Below are 18,573 nucleotides of genomic sequence, written 5' to 3'. Positions count from 1 at the left end.
CTATAGCGCTAATTCTACACCAATAGGGCAGTGGTCGCTGTGTTTGGCCTCAGGTAAAATAAAAGCTCTACTCAATTGATCCTTCATAGGTTCGCTAGCCATACAATAATCAATCCGCCAACCTTTGTTATTATTTCTGGCATTTGCTCTATAACTCCACCATGAATATTGATGTGGTTCTTTGTTGAAATGTCTGAAAGTATCAATAAAACCACTATCGATAAATTCACCAATCCATTTTCTTTCTACAGGTAAAAAACCTGAGGTATTTTTATTGGCGACAGGGTTGTGAATGTCGATTTCTTCATGACAGATATTGTAATCTCCACAAATTAATAAGTTAGGAATTTCTCTTTTAAGCTGATCTATATAGTTTTGAAATTCAGCCATATAGTTTAGTTTAAAATCGAGTCGATCATCATTCGTTCCGGATGGAAGGTACAAGCTCATCACAGAAAATTCGTCAAAATCGAGGCGGAGATTTCTACCTTCAACATCCATGGTCTCAATACCTGTACCAAAACTTACATTTTTTGGCTCTTTTTTAGAGAGAACAGCCACACCACTGTAGCCTTTCTTTTGCGCAGAATACCAATAATGATGGTGATAGCCCAATTGTTCAAAAGCTTCAATTTCTACTTGTTCTTTTTGTGCTTTGATCTCTTGTAAACACAATATATCGGGATTAGCGGCTTTCAACCAACTTGTTAACCCTTTGTTCATGGCTGCTCGAACACCGTTTACATTGTATGATATAATTTTCATTTTTCTTTTTTATTTTTGGATCTGATCCCTTAAAACTCTTCTCATAATCTTACCCGAAGCTGTTCTGGGTAATTGTTCTAATTCGATCATTTGTTTGATTTTAAATAAAGGATTGAGATCTTCTTTTATTTTTTTATTCGCAATTATAACGTTGTCAATTCCATCTTGTAATTCTGAAGTAGGAACATAAAAAACGACCAATTCACTAGGGCCTCCATTTTCCGGCGAAACGGCAATTGCAGCACTTTCTCTAACAAAATCCAATGTATTGAGTACTTCTTCAATCTGCACAGAGCTTACCTTAATACCTCCTAAATTCATCGCGTCATCCACCCGGCCGTGGGCTCTGTAATAACCATTCTCCAAAAGTTCTAATTCGTCTCCGTGCCTTCTCGTAATTTTACCTTGATAATTAGGTGTATCTCTATAATACACTTCATAATTATTTTTGTTAAGTAGAAAATTTGAAAGACCTATCGAAGGCGGAATAATAAATACTTCTCCTTTGTTTGCTTGAATTTTTTGCTCATTTAGAAGTACGAACTCTGTGCCCAAAGCTTGTGTTGAAAAGGTGCTCGGTATATTATCTTGAACCATAGTTGAAGTGACATATCCACCCCCAATTTCTGTGCCACCGCAATATTCGATCACCGGTTTGTTACCACCTAATTTCATTAAATAAGCCATTTCTTGAGGATTAGAAACCTCTCCCGTTGAGCTAAAACATTGAATAGAATTCCAATTAAAGCGTTCCATGATACCACTACTTTTCCAGTGTCTCACCATGCTAGGAACTACACCAAGCATCGTTACTTTGGCGTTTTCTATAAATTTACCAAAACCTTCTTCCATAGGTGCACCGGGATAAAGTGCTATACTCGCTTTGTTGATCAATGTGGCAAAAACAAGCCAAGGTCCCATCATCCAACCTAAATTAGTGGGCCAGCAAACAACATGAGCTGGCTTTATGTTTTGATGATAATAACCGTCGGATGCAGATTTTATGGGTGTAATATGTGTCCAAGGAATCGCTTTGGGCTCTCCCGTTGTGCCACTTGAAAATAAAATATTGATGGGATCTTCAGGGTGACAAGATACACTATTGAACAATTTATTTTCAGAAATAAAATCACGAAAGAAAATATCTTGAGAACGTAACTCTATCTCATTGTTCGTGCTCTTTACAACAATGGCTTTTGTTGCTTTTGATTCTTTAATTTTTGCATAAAGAGGAATAAATTTCCCTGCTCTTAAGATAAAATCTTGAGTAAATATAATTTTGGGTTGCGTGATTTTTAATCGAACAGAGATTTCTTTAGGTGTAAAACTATCTGCGATGGTTGCTACCACAAGGCCGGCTTTGATTCCGGCCAAATAAATAGCCACACTCAAATAATTCATCGGCATATCGATGGCAATTGCATCACCTTTTTTTAAGGCTAAATTCAAAAATCCATTGGCAATTTGGTTGGTAAGAGCCAACAATTCTCTCTGACTAATTTTTTCTATTTCACCTTGCTCATTTTGGGTTATAACAGAAATGTGCTCAGGATCATTTTGAAAGCAGGCATCTACAATGTTCATATCAGCTCCCTTTAACCAGATAGGTTGATGAACCCCTTTAGAAATATCGAGGATTTGATCGTAGGATTTTTTGAAAGGAATTTGAAGTGCTTCAACGGTTTTTTCCCAGAATACTGATCTTTGATCTACTGACCAGCGCCAAAATGCTTGATAGTCTGACAAACCTAAACTTCGCATCATCTTATTGATGTTGCTTTTTTCAATCAATTCAGAAGTTGGTCGCCAAATTGTTTCCATCTTAAAAATCTATTTCACCTTCTAATCCTGTTTCACTTTTTTCCAAATCTTTCTTAAAACTCTTACAATCAACAGAAATAGTCAGGTTTTCCGGCTCTTCAAATTCATCCTTACTCACCTCTAAACTTTTGTCATTATAACATTTTTTCATGTATAAAGCCCAAATCGGTAAGGCCATAGAAGCACCTTGACCCCTGCCCAGATCAGGAAAATGCACAGAACGGTCTTCTGCACCTACCCAGACTCCGGTAGACAAGTTAGGGACCATACCAATAAACCATCCATCAGATTGGTTTTGGGTAGTTCCTGTTTTTCCGGCAATAGGATTGGTGAATTTATAAGGATAGCCAGTGGCAATATTATTAGGATATTTTGCCCCTTGGGTGCGCAGTCTTATGCCTGATCCGCTTTCAGTAACTCCTTCTAATAGATTGATAATGGTATAAGCAATTTCTTCGCTCATTACCTCTTTTGTTTCCGGATAGAAATCATCTAAAACAGTTCCATTCTTGTCTTCTATTCTTAAGATCATCAATGGTTTTATGTACATACCTTTATTCGCAAAAGTATTGAGTGCAGCCAGAATTTCATATAAACTAAGGTCTACCGAACCAAGCGCAATAGCAGGTACTTCGGGAATTTCTGAGGTCACTCCTAAACTTTTGGCCAATTGCACAACGTTGCTCGGTGTAACCTGATCCATGAGATTGGCTGTTACCACATTGACAGAATTTGCCAAGGCATCTTTAAGATTCAGCATTCCGCCATACTTGCCACTTGAATTTTTTGGTGTCCAGTCTTCTAACAAACCATATTTCCCAGCAGGGATAGTATAGGGTGTGTTGGGGAATTCCTCGCAGGGGGATACTCTCAATTGATTGATGGCCGTGGCATATACAAATGGTTTAAATGTTGACCCGACTTGTCTTTTTCCTTGTTTTACATGGTCGTATTGAAAATGCTTGTAGTTTGTTCCACCTACCCAGGCCTTTACATGACCCGTTTCTACATCCATCGACAAAAGGCCGGTTTGTAAAAACTTTTTGTAATACAGAATTGAGTCTCTTGGGGTCATAATAGTGTCTATTTGACCTCGCCAAGAAAAAACATTCATTTCCGCAGGCGCATCAAAAGAAGCTAATATTTCATCTTTCGAACTTCCCGCCGCTTTCATTTTTCTCCAACGTTCACTTCTTCTCATCGCTTGATCAACAGTGAGGTTCACTACGTCTTGATCGATATCATAAAACGGAGCAGTCTTGTTTTTTAATTGTACCTCATTAAATATACCCTGAAGATTACTCATGTGTTCTTCTACAGCTTCTTCTGCATATTTTTGCATACGCGAATCGAGTGTTACGTATATTTTCAACCCATCTCTATAGATATTGTAGCTAGAACCGTCTGGCTTTGGATTTTCTTCTATCCAAGATTTCATAAAATCTCTCAAATACTCTCTAAAATAGGTTGCTGTTCCGTCGCTATGGCCCTCTAAATTGATATCCAATTTTAAGGGCAATGTTTTTAAGGAATCCCTTTCACTTTGATCTATAAAATCATTTCTGTACAGCTGATTAAAAACTACATTTCTTCTATCTTTTACCATATCTGCTCTGCGCATTGGGTTATATAAGGAAGAGTTTTTTAGCATCCCCACAAGCATCGCCGATTCTTCTAGATTTAGTTCTTTAGGCTCTTTACCAAAATAAATTCTAGCGGCAGAACGAATTCCCACAGCATTATGCCCAAAATCATATTTGTTAAAATACATCGTAATGATTTCGTTTTTGGTGTATTGTTTTTCTAAACGGATGGCAATCACCCATTCTTTTACTTTTTGCAACAATCTCTTAACGATATTTCCTGAAGCTGTTTTGGTAAAGAGCATTTTCGCCAATTGTTGGGTAATGGTACTGGCACCTCCACCTTTTCCCAATGTTAATGCAGCTCTTGCCGTACCTCTTGCATCTATACCGGAATGGTCGTAAAAACGTTCATCTTCAGTGGCAATCAAAGCGTCGATTAGATTTTGAGGTAATTCTGTAAACTTTACAGGGGTTCTGTTCTCGCGATAATATTTCCCTAAAGTTTTACCATCAATAGAAATGACTTCAGTCGCTAAATTATTTTCAGGATTTTCCAGTTCTTCAAATGAGGGCAATTTCCCAAATAGGCCCAATGAAGCAAAAATAAACATTAAAATTCCAAAAATTAAACCTCCAAGAAACAGGCGCCATAGCCATTTTGTATATTTTGAAGGAGATGGTTTTTTCTTACTTTTTGCCATTATTTACTCTAATTTTTCAATTTGTATGCCCACATCTGTGATGCCATTTAAATACTTCAGGCCTTCAATTTCTTGGCTTTTACGCATTGCGTGTTGCACATGAATGGTATAATTACCCGAAACAGGAAAGTTAACATTGGTTTTGTATTCTAATTTGTTTTCTAAAACATCAGAGATTCCGGTTCCTAAAAACCTGCCTTCGGGGGTAGTCATTTCGTATTCCAAGGTATCAATGATTTGATAATTATTGGGAAAGTCAATCCCTACAATTAAAAACAAATTGCTGTATTCGTAATCTTTGTTATTTCGCAAATTTACATAAATGTTGTTCTTACTTAAGGTGTCTTTTGCTTCATAAATAAAATTTAAGACCGAATCTTTTTGCCATTTATTTTGATCTACAGATTGAAACTGATCAAAAACTAAATTCTTTTCACATGACAAAAATAAAAAGGACAACATAAGAATAACAAAAGTGCCTTTAAAAGGAGAAATACTTGTTAACGACATCTTAATTTTTTTGATTTTTATTTTGTGGGCGTCTTCGTTTATTATTTTTTCGCTTTTTATTTTTGTTTTTTGGCTTGTCGAAACGCGTAATACTATCTTGACCTACGTTATCTGTAAACAACTTTTGCTCAACAGAAACACTTTCTAACTCTAATGAAAAATCTTCCAAATTAGGCGGGTTAATCTTCTTTTTGTTCTGAGCGATTACCTCATTGGCCTGATCAACGGTGAGTTTGTGCCATTGTATAGGATTTTCGTCGTAAGCATACCATAACAAACGCTGGAAGATATCCATTTTTTGAAAAGAGGCCCTTCCTCTTTCTGTAAACAATTTAAAATCTGTATTAGGAAAATCAGCGAGTGCATCTAAATAAGAATCGAGTTCATAATTGAGGCAACATTTTAACTTACCACATTGACCAGCTAATTTTATCGGATTGAGCGATAATTGTTGGTAACGTGCGGCCGAAGTACTTACAGATCTAAAATCAGTGAGCCAAGTTGAACAACATAGTTCTCTACCACAACTACCTATACCACCTAATCTTGCTGCTTCTTGTCGCAATCCAACTTGTTTCATTTCAATTCTGATACCAAATGTTCCGGCCAATTCTCGAATTAATTGTCTAAAATCTACGCGGTCATCGGCAGTGTAATAAAAAGTAGCTTTTGTGCCATCTCCCTGATACTCAACATCTGAAAGTTTCATAGAAAGCCCTAGTCTTCCAATAATCAATCGAGATTTTCTCTGCACATCTAATTCCTTATCTCTTGCTTCGATCCAAATGTCGATATCGCGCTGTGATGCCTTTCTATATATTTTTAAAATTTCTTTGGATTTTTGATCGACACCCTTTTTCTTCATTTGAAGTTTTACCAATTCTCCTGCTAGAGAAATAACACCAATGTCATGTCCGGGATTTCCTTCCACTGCAATGACATCGCCCATTTGTATGCTCAGATTGTCTGCATTTCTATAGAATGCTTTTCTACCGTTTTTGAATCTCACTTCAAAAAGGTCAAATTTTTCTTGATTAGATGGCAGCGTCATGTTCGATAGCCAATCAACTACCGTCATTTTACCACAATTCCCAGAATTACAGCTTCCGTTACTTTTGCATCCTTTCGGAATGCCGTTTATAGTAGAAGAGCATGATGTACAGCTCATATAATTTCATTTTTTTGCTAAGGTAAAAAACCTCATGGGCTTTTTCCAAAATTAAAGGTAAATATACTCAATCTCACCTAAAGTGAAATACTTAAGTTAGTTTCACACTAATGATTTTTACCGGACAAGCCTCTTTGGCTTTGATGTTGTCTTCGTAAATTGATTGATCAGGAGATTTTAGGGTATGAAAACCTTTTTTTTCCTGCGCGTGCAACAATACCGATTTCCCATCTTTCTTCGACATTTGAAACTGTTTTGGAGCCAATTCCACACAATAGTTACAGCCGATACATTTATTTCGTTGCAGTGTGATAATGACCATTCTTCAAATGTTATAAGCGAGATTGAATTGTTTTGATTTTCGGCAAAAGTACTGTTTTTTATCGAATCCTTTGAATACATATTTTCTCATAAATAGTTCATTAATTATGCTAAAATGCCTTGTTTTTGTTTATTTTGCAGCATGCATTTTAAGGACATTATTGGGCAACAGAATATCAAAAACCATCTCATACAATCAGTAGAAAATGGAAGAATTCCTCATGCCCAATTATTTGTTGCTCCTTCCGGAAGTGGCGCTTTGGCTCTTGCTGTTGCTTATGCCCGCTATATTTTATGTCATCCAAAAACGCAAAAAGATGAATCTGGCTGTCATGCTTGCCATGTAAAATTCGATAAGCTGGTTCATCCTGATCTTCATTTCGTATTTCCTGTAAACAAAACCGATAAAGTAAAAGACCACCCGATTAGCGATCTGTTTTTAGAAGAATGGCGAAAATTTGTATTAAAATCTCCTTATGGAACTCTTTTTAACTGGTATCAAACGTTAGGGATTGAAAATAAGCAAGGGCAGATTGGTGTTGATGAAGCGGAGAGTATTGTGAAAAAATTGTCTCTTAAATCGTTTGAGGGGGGGTATAAGATTATGATTATTTGGATGGCAGAGAAAATGAATACCTCAGCCAGCAATAAATTATTAAAGTTAATAGAAGAGCCCCCAAAAGATACGCTGTTTATTTTGATCGCTGAAGAAGAGGAACAGATTATTAACACGATCAGATCAAGGTGTCAATTGCTTCAATTCAGATCTTTAAGTGATTTTGATATACAACAAGCTTTGGTGCAGAAAGAGGGGGTAGATGAATTTTTAGCAGCAAAAATTGCTAACCGTTCTAATGGTAATTACAATAATGCAGTTCATATTTTGCACAACGATGCAAATGATCTCACCTTTGAAAATTGGTTTATTTTTTGGGTGAGAACTGCTTTTAAGGCCAAAGGTAATGCAGCGGTTATCCAGGATCTAATCGGTTGGAGTGATGAAATTGCAAAGACTGGAAGAGAAACCCAGAAAAGATTTCTTCTCTATTGTTTGCAATTTTTTAGACAAGCTTTGATGGAAAATTACAAAGCAGGATCTCTTGTTTTTTATGAGCCCACCGATAAGAATTTTCATATAAAGAAGTTTGCACCCTTTGTGCATGGAGGCAATATTATTGGTATTAATGAGGCTTTAAATGAAGCTATCTACCACATAGAGCGCAACGGAAACGCCAAAATTATTTTGTTGGATCTTTCTATGCAACTCACTCGACTTTTACATCAAAAAGAAGCAAAAGTTTAGTGTTTTTCTGGAAGTACATAGAAAAAGATAGACATAAAATGACAAAAGCTTCCTAGCAAAACGAATACATGAAATATGGCATGGTTAAATCGAAGTGCTTTCATACTGTATAAAATAGCTCCAATGGTATAAAATAGGCCGCCTGCAAAAAGCCAGATAACTCCTTTCAAAGGTAGGTTTTCTATCAGTGGCTTAATGGCGAATATAACGATCCAACCCATCAAGACATAGGCAATGGTAGAGATCTTATCGTATTTTCCGGTATAAAAAAGTTTGAAAACAATTCCAACAAGGGCTATCGTCCATGAAACAATAAACAGGGTCCATCCAATTCTTTTGGGAAGGACCGTGAGGCAAAATGGGGTATAGGTTCCCGCAATGAGCACATAAATAGCGGCATGATCTAAAATGTTTAATTTGGTTCTTAACCCTGGCTGTTTCACGTAATGATATGCGGTTGACGCTGAATAAAGTACGATCAGACTTGCCCCGAAAATGGCGAAACTACTGATATGCCATACAGAGCCCCTATCACTGGCATAATTGATGAGCAAGAAAAAAGCAATAATGCTTAAAATAAGACCAATAGCATGCGTGAAAACATTTAGTTTTTCCTCTTTTGGTTCGTAATATTTAGGGTCTTTAGTCATAACATGTGTATTTCTGGTCTGATTTAGGCGGATAAATCATTTTTTAAGGAGGAATAGATCACCTCATAAGTTTCCTCTTGAAGTTCTTCTATCGTTTTGCCTTTTGGTTGAATAAAGGAATGAATTTTTGCTCTTAATACCCCAGGTCCTCCACTAAAAAAGGTATAAGAAAACCTTTTTTTACAATCGAAAAAAGTAATAGGAACAATTGGGATTTCAAATTCTTGTGATAATCTAAATGCACCAGATTTAAACTTATCAAGAATGATTGATTCATCATCAGGAACTTTTCCTTCAGGGAATATACAGACGCTTAAACCGTTGGCAAGTCGTTGTTGTGCTTCTGTAAATGCACTGTTCGTATTGGTTTTGTTATTTCGATCAACCATGATGCAGGTCTTTCTGTAAATATAACCAAAGACAGGTATTTTAGAAAGCTCTTTCTTTCCTAAGAAAACAAAGGGATTATCCGAAATAACAAGCATTAACAAAATATCCACTATTGATGTGTGATTTGGGCAAAAGACATAACTTTTATTGAGATCCATTTTTTGATCGAAAGTAATGACTGGTTTAAAACCCATTAAGAACAAAATTGTTTTGGCCCAGTATTTGGCAATTTTGAAAAATATGGGATACCATTTCTCTCTTGAAATAACGATGATCAAAACGGGTAATGCAGCTAAAATGGTCACTAACCATAAAAGGTAAAACCAAATTCTCCATAGCAAAACGAAAAAATAGTAGATCCATTTCATCACGTCCAAAGGTAGAATATTTCGTGATATCCAAGTAAATTATAGTTTAATTATCCGTTTGAATTTATCATTGCAGAACTAAAAATTCGCTTTATTTTTGCACCTAAATCTTTGATATGGCAAGAATTTTAACAGGAGTTCAAAGTACAGGAACTCCGCATTTGGGAAATTTATTAGGAGCTATCATACCTGCAATTGAAATGGCAAAGAATGCCGATCAAGAGTCGTTTTTGTTTATTGCTGATATGCATAGCCTTACGCAAATTAAAGATGCTAAAACTTTAAGAGCCAATACCTATAGTACAGCTGCCACTTGGCTCGCTTTTGGATTGGATGTAAACAAAACTGTTTTCTACAGACAAAGCGATGTGCCGCAGGTTACAGAATTGACCTGGTATTTGAGTTGTTTTTATCCCTATCAAAGATTGACACTTGCCCATAGTTTTAAAGATAAAGCAGACAGATTAGAGGATGTAAATGCTGGTTTATTTACTTATCCTATGCTGATGGCAGCAGATATTCTAATTTACGATGCCGATGTAGTTCCTGTTGGAAAGGATCAGTTACAACATTTGGAAATGGCTCGCGATGTGGCTAGCAGATTTAATCATCAAATGGGAGAAACACTTGTTCTGCCTGCTGCTAAAGTTCAGGAAAGCACCATGTACGTTCCTGGTACAGATGGAGAAAAAATGAGCAAATCCAAGGGGAACATCATCGATATTTTTTTACCGGATAAACAATTGCGCAAACAGATCATGCAGATCAAAACAGACTCTACGCCACTGGAAGATCCAAAAAATCCGGATACTTGTAATTTATTCGCTTTGTATAAATTGGTGGCTACAGAGGAGCAAACGAACGAAATGAGGACTAAATACCTCGCTGGAAATTATGGCTACGGTCATGCCAAACAAGCTTTATTTGAATTGCTGATCGAGAAGTTCTCTGCTGAAAGAGAAAAATATATTTATTATATGAGTAACCTTTCAGAAATCGACAAAGCGCTGGCTATCGGTGCAAAAAAAGCTCACGTAGTTGCTGATGGAGTGCTATCGAGGGTGAGAACAAAGTTAGGTTATTAAACTATTTTCAATTCAAAAATATTACGGTTTAATTTTTGGTAAGTATGTCAGGAATTTGAGATACCTATCTCAAAAAAGTGACATACCTTTCTCAAATATTTGACATAGGTATCTCAAAAAATTGACATAGGTATCTCAATTGTCGGATCTATTTTTACTAGAAAAAGAATAAATTTATGGTGCTGGATTCGGACTCAATTCCTGAATTCGATCAATCTCTTTTAAAGTTTCCGTACTCAGTTCTACATTAATACTGTCTATATTTTCCTTCAATTGTTCCATGGTTGTAGCGCCGATAATATTCCCGGTAACAAAAGGCTGCTGATTCACAAAGGCCAAACTCAAGTGGGTGAGACTGATGCCTAATTTATCTGCCAATTTCTTATACGCTTTGGTTTGTTCTGTTGCTTGAGGATTGCTATATCGGGCATATTGAGGAAATAATTTTAATCTGGAACCTTCAGGCTTCTGACCATTTAAATATTTACCGGTAAGCACACCAAAAGCCAATGGAGAATAGGCGAGAAGACCAACATTTTCGCGCATACTTATTTCGGCCAAATGAATTTCAAATATCCGGTTGAGCAAAGAATAAGAATTTTGAATGGTCTTACATCTTGTCAGCTCATATTTTTCGCTGGTTTGAAGTTGTTTCATTACACCATAGGGCGTTTCGTTCGAAACACCATAATGTCTTATTTTGCCTTCTTTTACAAACCCATCTAAAATTTCGATAACTTCCTTAAAATTTTCTTTCCAGGGGTCATTTGGGTTGTGTTTGTAGTTCCTTTGCCCAAACATATTTACATTTCTTTCCGGCCAATGCAATTGATAGATATCTACATAATCAGTTTGCAGTCTTTTTAAATTATTGTGCAAAGCTTCCTGTAAATTCTTTTTAGTATACCTCATATCATCTCTGATGTAGCTAAAGTATGGAATGTTAGGTCCTGTAATTTTGGTTGCCACAACCAGATTTTCTCTTTTTTGATCCTTTAACCATGAACCGATATATCTTTCTGTACTTCCCTGAGTTTCTTTTTTGCCTGGGATAGAATACATTTCGGCAGTATCTATAAAATTGACACCTCTTTCAACCGCATAGTTCAGTTGCTCATGTGCTTCCGCTTCAGTATTCTGTTGTCCGTAAGTCATAGTGCCTAAACAGATCTTACTAACTTCGATATTTGTATTTGGGATAAAACTATATTTCATGATAAAGAATTTTGGGAACAAAAATACAAAACATGATTACCTTGAAAAAGGAAAATTCCGGAAGAACCGGAATTTTCATAAGAATTATATTTATTAACAGTCTAAGTGTTTAATCTAAAATGGCTTGAATTCCCGGAAGCGTTTTTCCTTCCAACATTTCTAACATGGCTCCACCACCGGTAGAAACATAGCTCACTTTATCTTCAAAACCAAATTTCTTTACAGCTGCTACAGAATCGCCCCCGCCTACCAAAGAAAAAGCTCCTTCCTCGGTTGCGTCTGCAATGGCATTACCTAATTCAATGGTTCCTTTGGCAAACTTATCCATTTCAAAAACGCCTACCGGACCATTCCATAAAATCGTTTTAGAATCGGCGATGACAAAAGAAAAACCGACATTAGATTTAGGACCGGCATCTAATCCCATCCATCCATCTGGAATATCGTTAATTGGACAAACTTGTGTTTTGGCATCTTCGCTAAAAGCATCAGCAGCAATTACATCAATAGGAAAGTGTAATCTCGTTTTGGTTTTTTTCGCCAATTCAATAATATCCAATGCCACTTCCATTTTATCATCTTCCACAATAGACTCGCCAATCTTGCCGCCTTGGGCTTTCACAAAAGTATAGGCCATTCCACCGCCAATAATAATGTTATCTACTTTTTCCATGATGTTCATCATGACATCAATTTTGGAAGAGACTTTTGCCCCACCAATAATAGCGGTAACAGGTTTTTTATCACTGTTCAAAACTGTATTTAAGGCGTCAATCTCTCTGGCCATTAAATAGCCAAAACACTTTGCGTCAGGAAAAAATTGAGCAACAATAGTGGTAGAAGCATGGGCACGGTGTGCTGTTCCAAAAGCATCATTGACATACGCATCACCCAGGGCAGCCAATTTCTTCGCAAAATTCACATCTCCTGCTTCTTCTTCTTTGTAGAAACGCACATTCTCTAATAGTAATACTTCACCATTTTGCAGGTTGGCTGCAGCTGTTTCTGCCGGTTGGCCAATGCAATCTGTTGCAAACTTCACTTTTACACCAATGATTTCTGATACTTTTCCAAGTATGTGTTTCAAAGAAAAATTTTCGTCTTTACCTTTAGGTCTGCCCAAATGCGTCATTAAAATGACACTTCCGCCATCTTCTAAAACCTTAATGATAGTTGGTTTGGCGGCTTCTATTCTGGTTGCATCTGTCACTTTAAAATTTTCATCTAAAGGAACGTTAAAATCTACGCGAATAAGTGCTTTTTTGTTTTCGAAATTTATGCTGTCGAGTGTTTTCATCTTTTAAAAATTAGGAATACAAATGTAACAAAAATTGAAGCCTCATCGCTGAGAAAAATCAGTTAATTCAATAGTTTCCTTCAATTTTTTCTACTTATCTTGTTAATTTTTAAATGTAAACGTTTATTTAAACATCGTGATTTTTCATCGACATCCTTATCCTGTTTTTCTACCCATTCACACAGATAGTTTAATTGTTGGTACATTGCCACCATATCGGTTTTCTGTGGGCCAACTTTTTGAAGATGATGTGGACTTTTGCTACGGAAGTAAATACGGTTTACTTTGGCCAATTCTAAATGAGATATTTCACTTGGAATTGTCGTTTGAAAATAACGAGAGCGCCATTTACCAGCGAAAATCATTCTTACAGAAAAATAGAATGGGCATTTGTGATATCGTAGATTCTTGTGAAAGGGAAAAAATAGATGCTTCGGATCTGGGAATGAAAAACATTAAATTGCGCAATTTAGTGCAAGTTTTAGAAGAAAACACCTCGATCAATAGGTTGCTATTAATGGGAGGAATGTCTCTTAACGGACCCGGGTATTTGCTAAAAAAACATCTTCAAAGTCATAATATTCCCGTTTCAATTCTGACTGAAAATTCCATCAAAACTTTAGAATTCTCAATAAATCAACGTAAAATAAAAGCCTACATGCTCATTTCTCCATCGAGCGCCGCCAATAGAGCCATAGGAAATACATTTTTGTATAAACTGAAAAAATCAAATGATCCTAATTATTCTGTGATGGATTTTAGGATCGCGCAATACAAACTAGTTTTTTTACCCTAATTTCTTTTTAAAGAATTCTATGGTTCGACTCCAAGCCAGGTCCGCCGCATCTTTATCATATCTCGGTGTTGTATTGTTGTGAAAACCATGGTTTACCTCCGGATAAATAAAGGCGGTATATTCTACGTTATTTTCTTTTAAAGCGGTTTCGTAAGCAGGCCAGCCTTCATTGACGCGGGTGTCTAAACCTGCATACTGCAACATCAGTGGTGCTTTTATTTGTGCAGTTTCTTCGGCTGTTGGCTGACCGCCATAAAAAGGTACTGCTGCGCCTAATGTTGGAATTTTAACTGCCATCATATTCGAGATCCATCCTCCAAAACAGAAACCAACTACGCCAATTTTCCCATTGCAATCTGGATGATTTTGTAAATAGATATAAGCCGCAATAAAATCTTCTAACATCTCATTTCTGTCTCTTTTCCTTTGCATCTCCCTTCCCTCGTCATCGTTTCCCGGATATCCCCCTAGTGGAGAAAGAGCGTCCGGGGCTAAGCTGATAAATCCTTCTAATGCTGCCCTTCTTCCTACATCTTCTATGTAGGGATTGAGACCTCGGTTTTCATGAACCACCACTATCCCCGGTAATTTAACTTTCGCATCTGCCGGTTGAGATAATAACCCTTTGATTTCACCTCCTCCCTTTGGAGAATTATACTTGATGAATTCAGATTTTAAACGAGGATCATTGGACTTAATTAAGACAGATTCTGCATATTTTGGCATCATAAAACCGAGCAAGGAAGCAACCGTTACTCCGCCGATCGCATAAAGGGATAGTTTTTCTATAAATTGTCTTCTATCGAGTTTATTGTGTGCATAATCATCGTAGAGATCAAATACTTCTTGGCTAATATCTTCTTTGGTCAGTTTTTTCATCATGTAGGGATTAAGTTAAATTTGAGCTTAATATAAGAATTATTCGTAAAACTGTTTATTTCCGCTTTAACTCTTAAACCATATATTTTATTATTTTTATACGCATCAATTCTCATATGATGAAAAAGTTCACGAAATTTCAATGGATTACCATCACCTTGTGGATCATATATGTTGTTTGGGAATTGATGGTATGGATATGGGCAAAAAGTTTACCCCCTTCAGATCCTGTTATTCGGGCTGATCTATTGTTTATCTACCCCATACTTGCAATGTTTTCAGGAATATCTGTTTGGCAATTTTTAAAATCTAAATAATAATGATGGTTCAAAGAATAGTTTATGCATTGTTTGTTTTTCTTTTTGTGATCTCTTGTAAACAGAAGACTGAACCAACGCAGGTTGAAAAAGAAGGTGTTCAAGAGGTGAATTCTGAAGTTGATGACGAAGTTTTAGTTATGCCAGAAGTAACTGAAGAGGCAGCTGAAGTAGAGAAAGAAGATCTTTCCGGAATGAATTTTTTATTTCCTCTGAAGGGAAAATATGCCACACAGGAAAATGTTTTTAAGAACCAGACCATGCAGACTAGGCTTAAGGCTATAGATGGTTTGAACTATGACAATCTCATCGTTTTTTGGAATACAGAAACCCCCATAGAAATACAAAATGATGTGGTGCATATGAGTGGTTGCAAGCAGCATGATTGTCCTTCAAATGCCTATGATTTCTTTTATGATAAAAAAACAGATAATATCAATGTGTATTATTTCAGGAATAATTCTTTGCGTATTTTGAATGAAAAAGGCATCATAGAATTGCCCGTTCTTTTTAAAGAAGAAATCGAAGTTAAAAAAAGCAATGCCAAAATTGGAAATGTTGAAAACAATACCTCTGTTTACGACATTAATGATGGTAAGCGTACAAAAGAAGAGATAGAGAAGGTTAAAGGTTTTTTAGTGAACGATTTGATTAAGAAGGATATAGAAATACTTAGTCCCAATCAAAGAAACTTTACTTACACCACCTTTGATTTAAACGATGATGGCAAAAAAGAGTTTTTGATAGGATTGCAAAATAATTTTTATTGTGGCACAGGGGGTTGTACTTATTTTGTAACCACTGATAAAGGTAAATTGATCAATTCTTTTACTGTGAGCCGCGCGCCTTTTTATGTTTTAGAAAACAAGACAAAGGGTTGGCATGATTTGGTTGTTTACAGTGGTAGCGCAAACCGTCTGATCCAATTCGATGGAAAATCTTACCCATCGAACCCCAGTTCTTTAAAAGATGTTGGAGAATTAGATGATTATTTAGCAGAAATATTGAGCCTTAGCGATACATCCACAACCTTCGATTTTTAATAATTCATTGGCAAAATCCATTCTACAAGATCATTTCGTTTGGCTCCGGCCGGTTTCGATTTACCATCAAAGTCAAAATCACTCCAACGTAGTTGCCCGTTAATTCCATAAGGAATTAATCGAATTCTATTTTGAGATTTCTCAACCTTTATTTCCATAAAACTTTGAAAATAAGGTGCTTGGTTATAATCAAAGGCAGCAGAAAGCCATTCAGCCGAAAATGGATATCCATCGTACTCTTTCACCCAAACCCAAGCCGGGTATTTCCAGGACGGGGTAAGCGAATCTATTTTGCTAATGAGTGGTTCTCTAGCCGGATAGTTAGCCCAATCTGCAGTGGGTCTTGTTTCTGGGTCAGCCATTGCAGCCCCGATACTCAAATAGGCTCCACCACCACCATTTACAAAATGATGCATGGTATGTCCGTCGTTATTTTGAGGGGGTTCTATATAATATTCCAAGTCATGCGTGTCACCTGCCATAATGAGGGGAACTTTATAGGCTCGCAGTAAGTCATGCAAGGCACGAAAATCCGGATTCATATCGCCTTGGTATTCACCAATGGCATAAAATGGATGGCCGAGCAAAGCCATCACATATTTATCTTTAGAAGCTTCTAGGACAGATTTGATCCATGCCAATTGCTTATCGTCAACCTTACGTCGAACACCTGTATCTATCGCTAAAAAGACAAAATGATCGTTTGAAACCTGAAAAAACGGTGCATTTTGATATCCAACAGGAAGTTGATATTCTTTTCGTAAATAAGCAGCTTGATTCACTAATTGATCAATAACTTCCGGAGATGTAGTTGTAAATAATCCATCACTTCGCATCCTGGCTTCCATGGCCTTTTTTGCTGCGTCGGGGGTAAAAAAAGTTGCAGTGTATCCATCTAAAGCATCATACCAATCATGATTTCCGGGAATAGAATACATCGGTTTTTTTAGACCTTTAAAAGGAAGGAAAAATTTACGTTCGTAATCTCTCATCGCACCCGAAGGGTAAACGATATCTGATGAAATGACCACGAAACTGATGTCATTTTTGTTAGAAACTTCTAAAATCTGATCCTTTAAGATGAGTTGAGAGGGATCTCCTTCCCCAGGGTCACCGATCACCACAAAGGAAAAATCTCCCGTTTGGTTCATTCCTTCCGGATTGAGTTTGAAGGCGTTCGGACCTGTTTTTTCTCCACTAGCGGCAATAATTTCTTCTCTCCAAACTTCGGTTCTGTTACCGGCGTAACCGTCCCAAACACCAGAAGCCCAATTCTCAGTATCAAAATACCAACTCATGCCGAGAACAGGCATAATAGCGGCGAGCAATGCTGCAAAAGGAAGCCCAATTTTAAGTCCGTTACGGATTGCAGCGCTAAACGAGTATCCCGATTTCCGAATACTGATTGATAATCCTAAATCGTGTTTTATCCATCTTTTCGCTAATCTTCTTGGGCTAAATTTTCTCCATTCGTCTTCAGGTACTTTATTTACCCAATGGTATAAGCCGTTTAAGAATAAGCCCGAAAATTTTCGAAAGATCCATCTAAAAGGTGCGATAATAGCAAAAGCGACGACGAGTGCGATAAACATATCGCCAATCACGGCTACTACTGGAGAAAGAATACCAAAGGTAGACCGATCGAATCCCATACGTCCAAGGTGAATAAAAAATAAGATGAATAAAAATGTGATGATCCAACTTTTGTCAATTGGAGCTCTTATCGCATCTTCTTGTTCGAGTTCTTCTGCTAATGCTGCTAATTCAGAATCTTCTTCCAGCCCCATACTTTTTATCACGTCTTCAGCTACGTTTTCTAGCACGCCCATTTTTGACGTAAATAAATTATAAATAGTTCCCAGAATCCTCAAAAAACCGACCAAGGCTACTACCCAATCTATGTTTTTGTGTCTGAAGAATAATATAATGAGGAGGGCCAGAATATTACCAATACCAGAAAGGAGATATTTCGTAGAGGGTTTTCCTGATTTTTTATTCTTCAAAAAAATATAAAAATACCTTATGCCATCAATAAGGAAAAGTAGAAGAATAAATTGAACCAAGGGTTCGGTTTGAAACAAGAGGTTGTTGATTAGAAGTGTACCAATCAATAAAGTTATACCTCCGCTAAACCAAGCGGAAAGCCTTGCCTGACTTTCAGACCGTCTAAATCCATGGAGAATCTCTAATATGGCGGCCCAAATCAGTAAGCCGCCCATATAAGTAACGGGGTCAGCTATATCCTTAAAGGGAATCAATAGAGCTAAGATAGCTAAAAGGATGCCAATTCCGGTAAAAATATATCGCTGCTGTATAAAGCTAAAAAGGCCATTAGATTTATTATTGTCTTCCATATTT

General features: G+C 36.8%; 17 protein-coding genes. 5 read left to right on the top strand and 12 right to left on the bottom strand.

Translation table 11 applies throughout. The features are described from left to right. The 6 genes from ACFQ39_RS02080 to ACFQ39_RS02055 form a co-directional block, all read right to left on the bottom strand. Nucleotides 1-765, bottom strand: a complete 765-nt coding sequence (locus ACFQ39_RS02080) for an exodeoxyribonuclease III (protein WP_377175942.1) — start codon at nt 763-765, stop codon at nt 1-3. A gap of 9 nt (nt 766-774) precedes the next feature. Beyond that, entirely contained in the window at nt 775-2,586 is a 1,812-nt protein-coding gene (locus ACFQ39_RS02075) for an AMP-binding protein (RefSeq protein ID WP_377175940.1), read from the bottom strand. A 1-nt stretch (nt 2,587) separates the two neighbouring features. Next, nucleotides 2,588-4,873, bottom strand: a complete 2,286-nt coding sequence (locus ACFQ39_RS02070) for a penicillin-binding protein 1A (protein WP_377175938.1) — start codon at nt 4,871-4,873, stop codon at nt 2,588-2,590. 3 nt (nt 4,874-4,876) lie between these two features. Next, entirely contained in the window at nt 4,877-5,383 is a 507-nt protein-coding gene (locus tag ACFQ39_RS02065) for a gliding motility lipoprotein GldH (RefSeq protein ID WP_377175937.1), read from the bottom strand. A 1-nt stretch (nt 5,384) separates the two neighbouring features. Beyond that, nucleotides 5,385-6,551 carry a PSP1 domain-containing protein gene (locus ACFQ39_RS02060; RefSeq protein WP_377175935.1) on the bottom strand — a complete coding sequence of 389 codons (1,167 nt, stop codon included), beginning with the start codon at nt 6,549-6,551 and terminating at the stop codon, nt 5,385-5,387. Nucleotides 6,552-6,642: 91 nt separating this feature from the next. Then, nucleotides 6,643-6,873 carry a ferredoxin gene (locus ACFQ39_RS02055; protein WP_377175933.1) on the bottom strand — a complete coding sequence of 77 codons (231 nt, stop codon included), beginning with the start codon at nt 6,871-6,873 and terminating at the stop codon, nt 6,643-6,645. A 141-nt stretch (nt 6,874-7,014) separates the two neighbouring features. Between ACFQ39_RS02055 and ACFQ39_RS02050 the strand changes: the two genes are divergently transcribed. Further along, nucleotides 7,015-8,175: a DNA polymerase III subunit gene (locus tag ACFQ39_RS02050; RefSeq protein ID WP_377175931.1), complete on the top strand. Its 1,161-nt coding sequence runs from the start codon at nt 7,015-7,017 to the stop codon at nt 8,173-8,175. Here the strand turns inward: ACFQ39_RS02050 and trhA are convergent. Together trhA and ACFQ39_RS02040 are read right to left on the bottom strand one after the other, a co-directional pair. Then, a complete protein-coding gene (gene trhA / locus ACFQ39_RS02045) occupies nt 8,172-8,825 on the bottom strand; it encodes a PAQR family membrane homeostasis protein TrhA (protein WP_377175929.1) in 654 nt (217 codons plus the stop codon). The genes ACFQ39_RS02050 and trhA overlap by 4 nt on opposite strands. A gap of 23 nt (nt 8,826-8,848) precedes the next feature. After that, the gene (locus ACFQ39_RS02040; protein ID WP_377175927.1) at nt 8,849-9,583 is read right to left on the bottom strand and encodes a lysophospholipid acyltransferase family protein; all 735 of its coding nucleotides are present in this window, start codon (nt 9,581-9,583) and stop codon (nt 8,849-8,851) included. A 116-nt stretch (nt 9,584-9,699) separates the two neighbouring features. Here ACFQ39_RS02040 and trpS point away from each other — a divergent pair, with 116 nt between their 5' ends. Further along, a complete protein-coding gene (gene trpS, locus ACFQ39_RS02035; protein ID WP_377175925.1) occupies nt 9,700-10,668 on the top strand; it encodes a tryptophan--tRNA ligase in 969 nt (322 codons plus the stop codon). Between the two features lie 174 nt (nt 10,669-10,842). Here the strand turns inward: trpS and ACFQ39_RS02030 are convergent, their stop codons facing one another. Together ACFQ39_RS02030 and ACFQ39_RS02025 are read right to left on the bottom strand one after the other, a co-directional pair. Then, nucleotides 10,843-11,883, bottom strand: coding sequence for an NADP(H)-dependent aldo-keto reductase (locus ACFQ39_RS02030; RefSeq protein ID WP_377175923.1), 1,041 nt, complete (start codon nt 11,881-11,883; stop codon nt 10,843-10,845). Between the two features lie 109 nt (nt 11,884-11,992). Continuing rightward, nucleotides 11,993-13,180: a phosphoglycerate kinase gene (locus ACFQ39_RS02025; protein WP_377175921.1), complete on the bottom strand. Its 1,188-nt coding sequence runs from the start codon at nt 13,178-13,180 to the stop codon at nt 11,993-11,995. 136 nt (nt 13,181-13,316) lie between these two features. On the opposite strand from ACFQ39_RS02025, the gene ACFQ39_RS02020 reads away from it, so the two are divergent. Next, on the top strand, nt 13,317-13,976 hold the full coding sequence (locus tag ACFQ39_RS02020; protein ID WP_377175920.1) for a uracil-DNA glycosylase family protein: 660 nt from the start codon (nt 13,317-13,319) through the stop codon (nt 13,974-13,976). Here ACFQ39_RS02020 and ACFQ39_RS02015 read toward each other — a convergent pair. Beyond that, a complete protein-coding gene (locus ACFQ39_RS02015; RefSeq protein ID WP_377177520.1) occupies nt 13,968-14,855 on the bottom strand; it encodes a dienelactone hydrolase family protein in 888 nt (295 codons plus the stop codon). The genes ACFQ39_RS02020 and ACFQ39_RS02015 overlap by 9 nt on opposite strands. Nucleotides 14,856-14,974: 119 nt before the next feature. Between ACFQ39_RS02015 and ACFQ39_RS02010 the strand changes: the two genes are divergently transcribed. Together ACFQ39_RS02010 and ACFQ39_RS02005 are read left to right on the top strand one after the other, a co-directional pair. Further along, on the top strand, nt 14,975-15,172 hold the full coding sequence (locus ACFQ39_RS02010; RefSeq protein ID WP_377175918.1) for a hypothetical protein: 198 nt from the start codon (nt 14,975-14,977) through the stop codon (nt 15,170-15,172). A gap of 2 nt (nt 15,173-15,174) precedes the next feature. Continuing rightward, nucleotides 15,175-16,215 carry a hypothetical protein gene (locus ACFQ39_RS02005; protein ID WP_377175916.1) on the top strand — a complete coding sequence of 347 codons (1,041 nt, stop codon included), beginning with the start codon at nt 15,175-15,177 and terminating at the stop codon, nt 16,213-16,215. On the opposite strand, the gene ACFQ39_RS02000 is transcribed toward ACFQ39_RS02005, so the two are convergent. Further along, complete coding sequence (locus ACFQ39_RS02000) at nt 16,212-18,569, bottom strand: metallophosphoesterase (RefSeq protein ID WP_377175914.1); 2,358 nt, start codon at nt 18,567-18,569, stop codon at nt 16,212-16,214. The genes ACFQ39_RS02005 and ACFQ39_RS02000 overlap by 4 nt on opposite strands. Nucleotides 18,570-18,573 lie beyond the last annotated feature (4 nt).

It is taken from the genome of Namhaeicola litoreus (assembly GCF_042679565.1).
In the GTDB taxonomy this organism is placed as follows: domain Bacteria; phylum Bacteroidota; class Bacteroidia; order Flavobacteriales; family Flavobacteriaceae; genus Namhaeicola; species Namhaeicola litoreus.
Note: the sequence above shows the minus strand (reverse complement) of the source record. Positions and strands in the feature narration are given on the sequence as shown.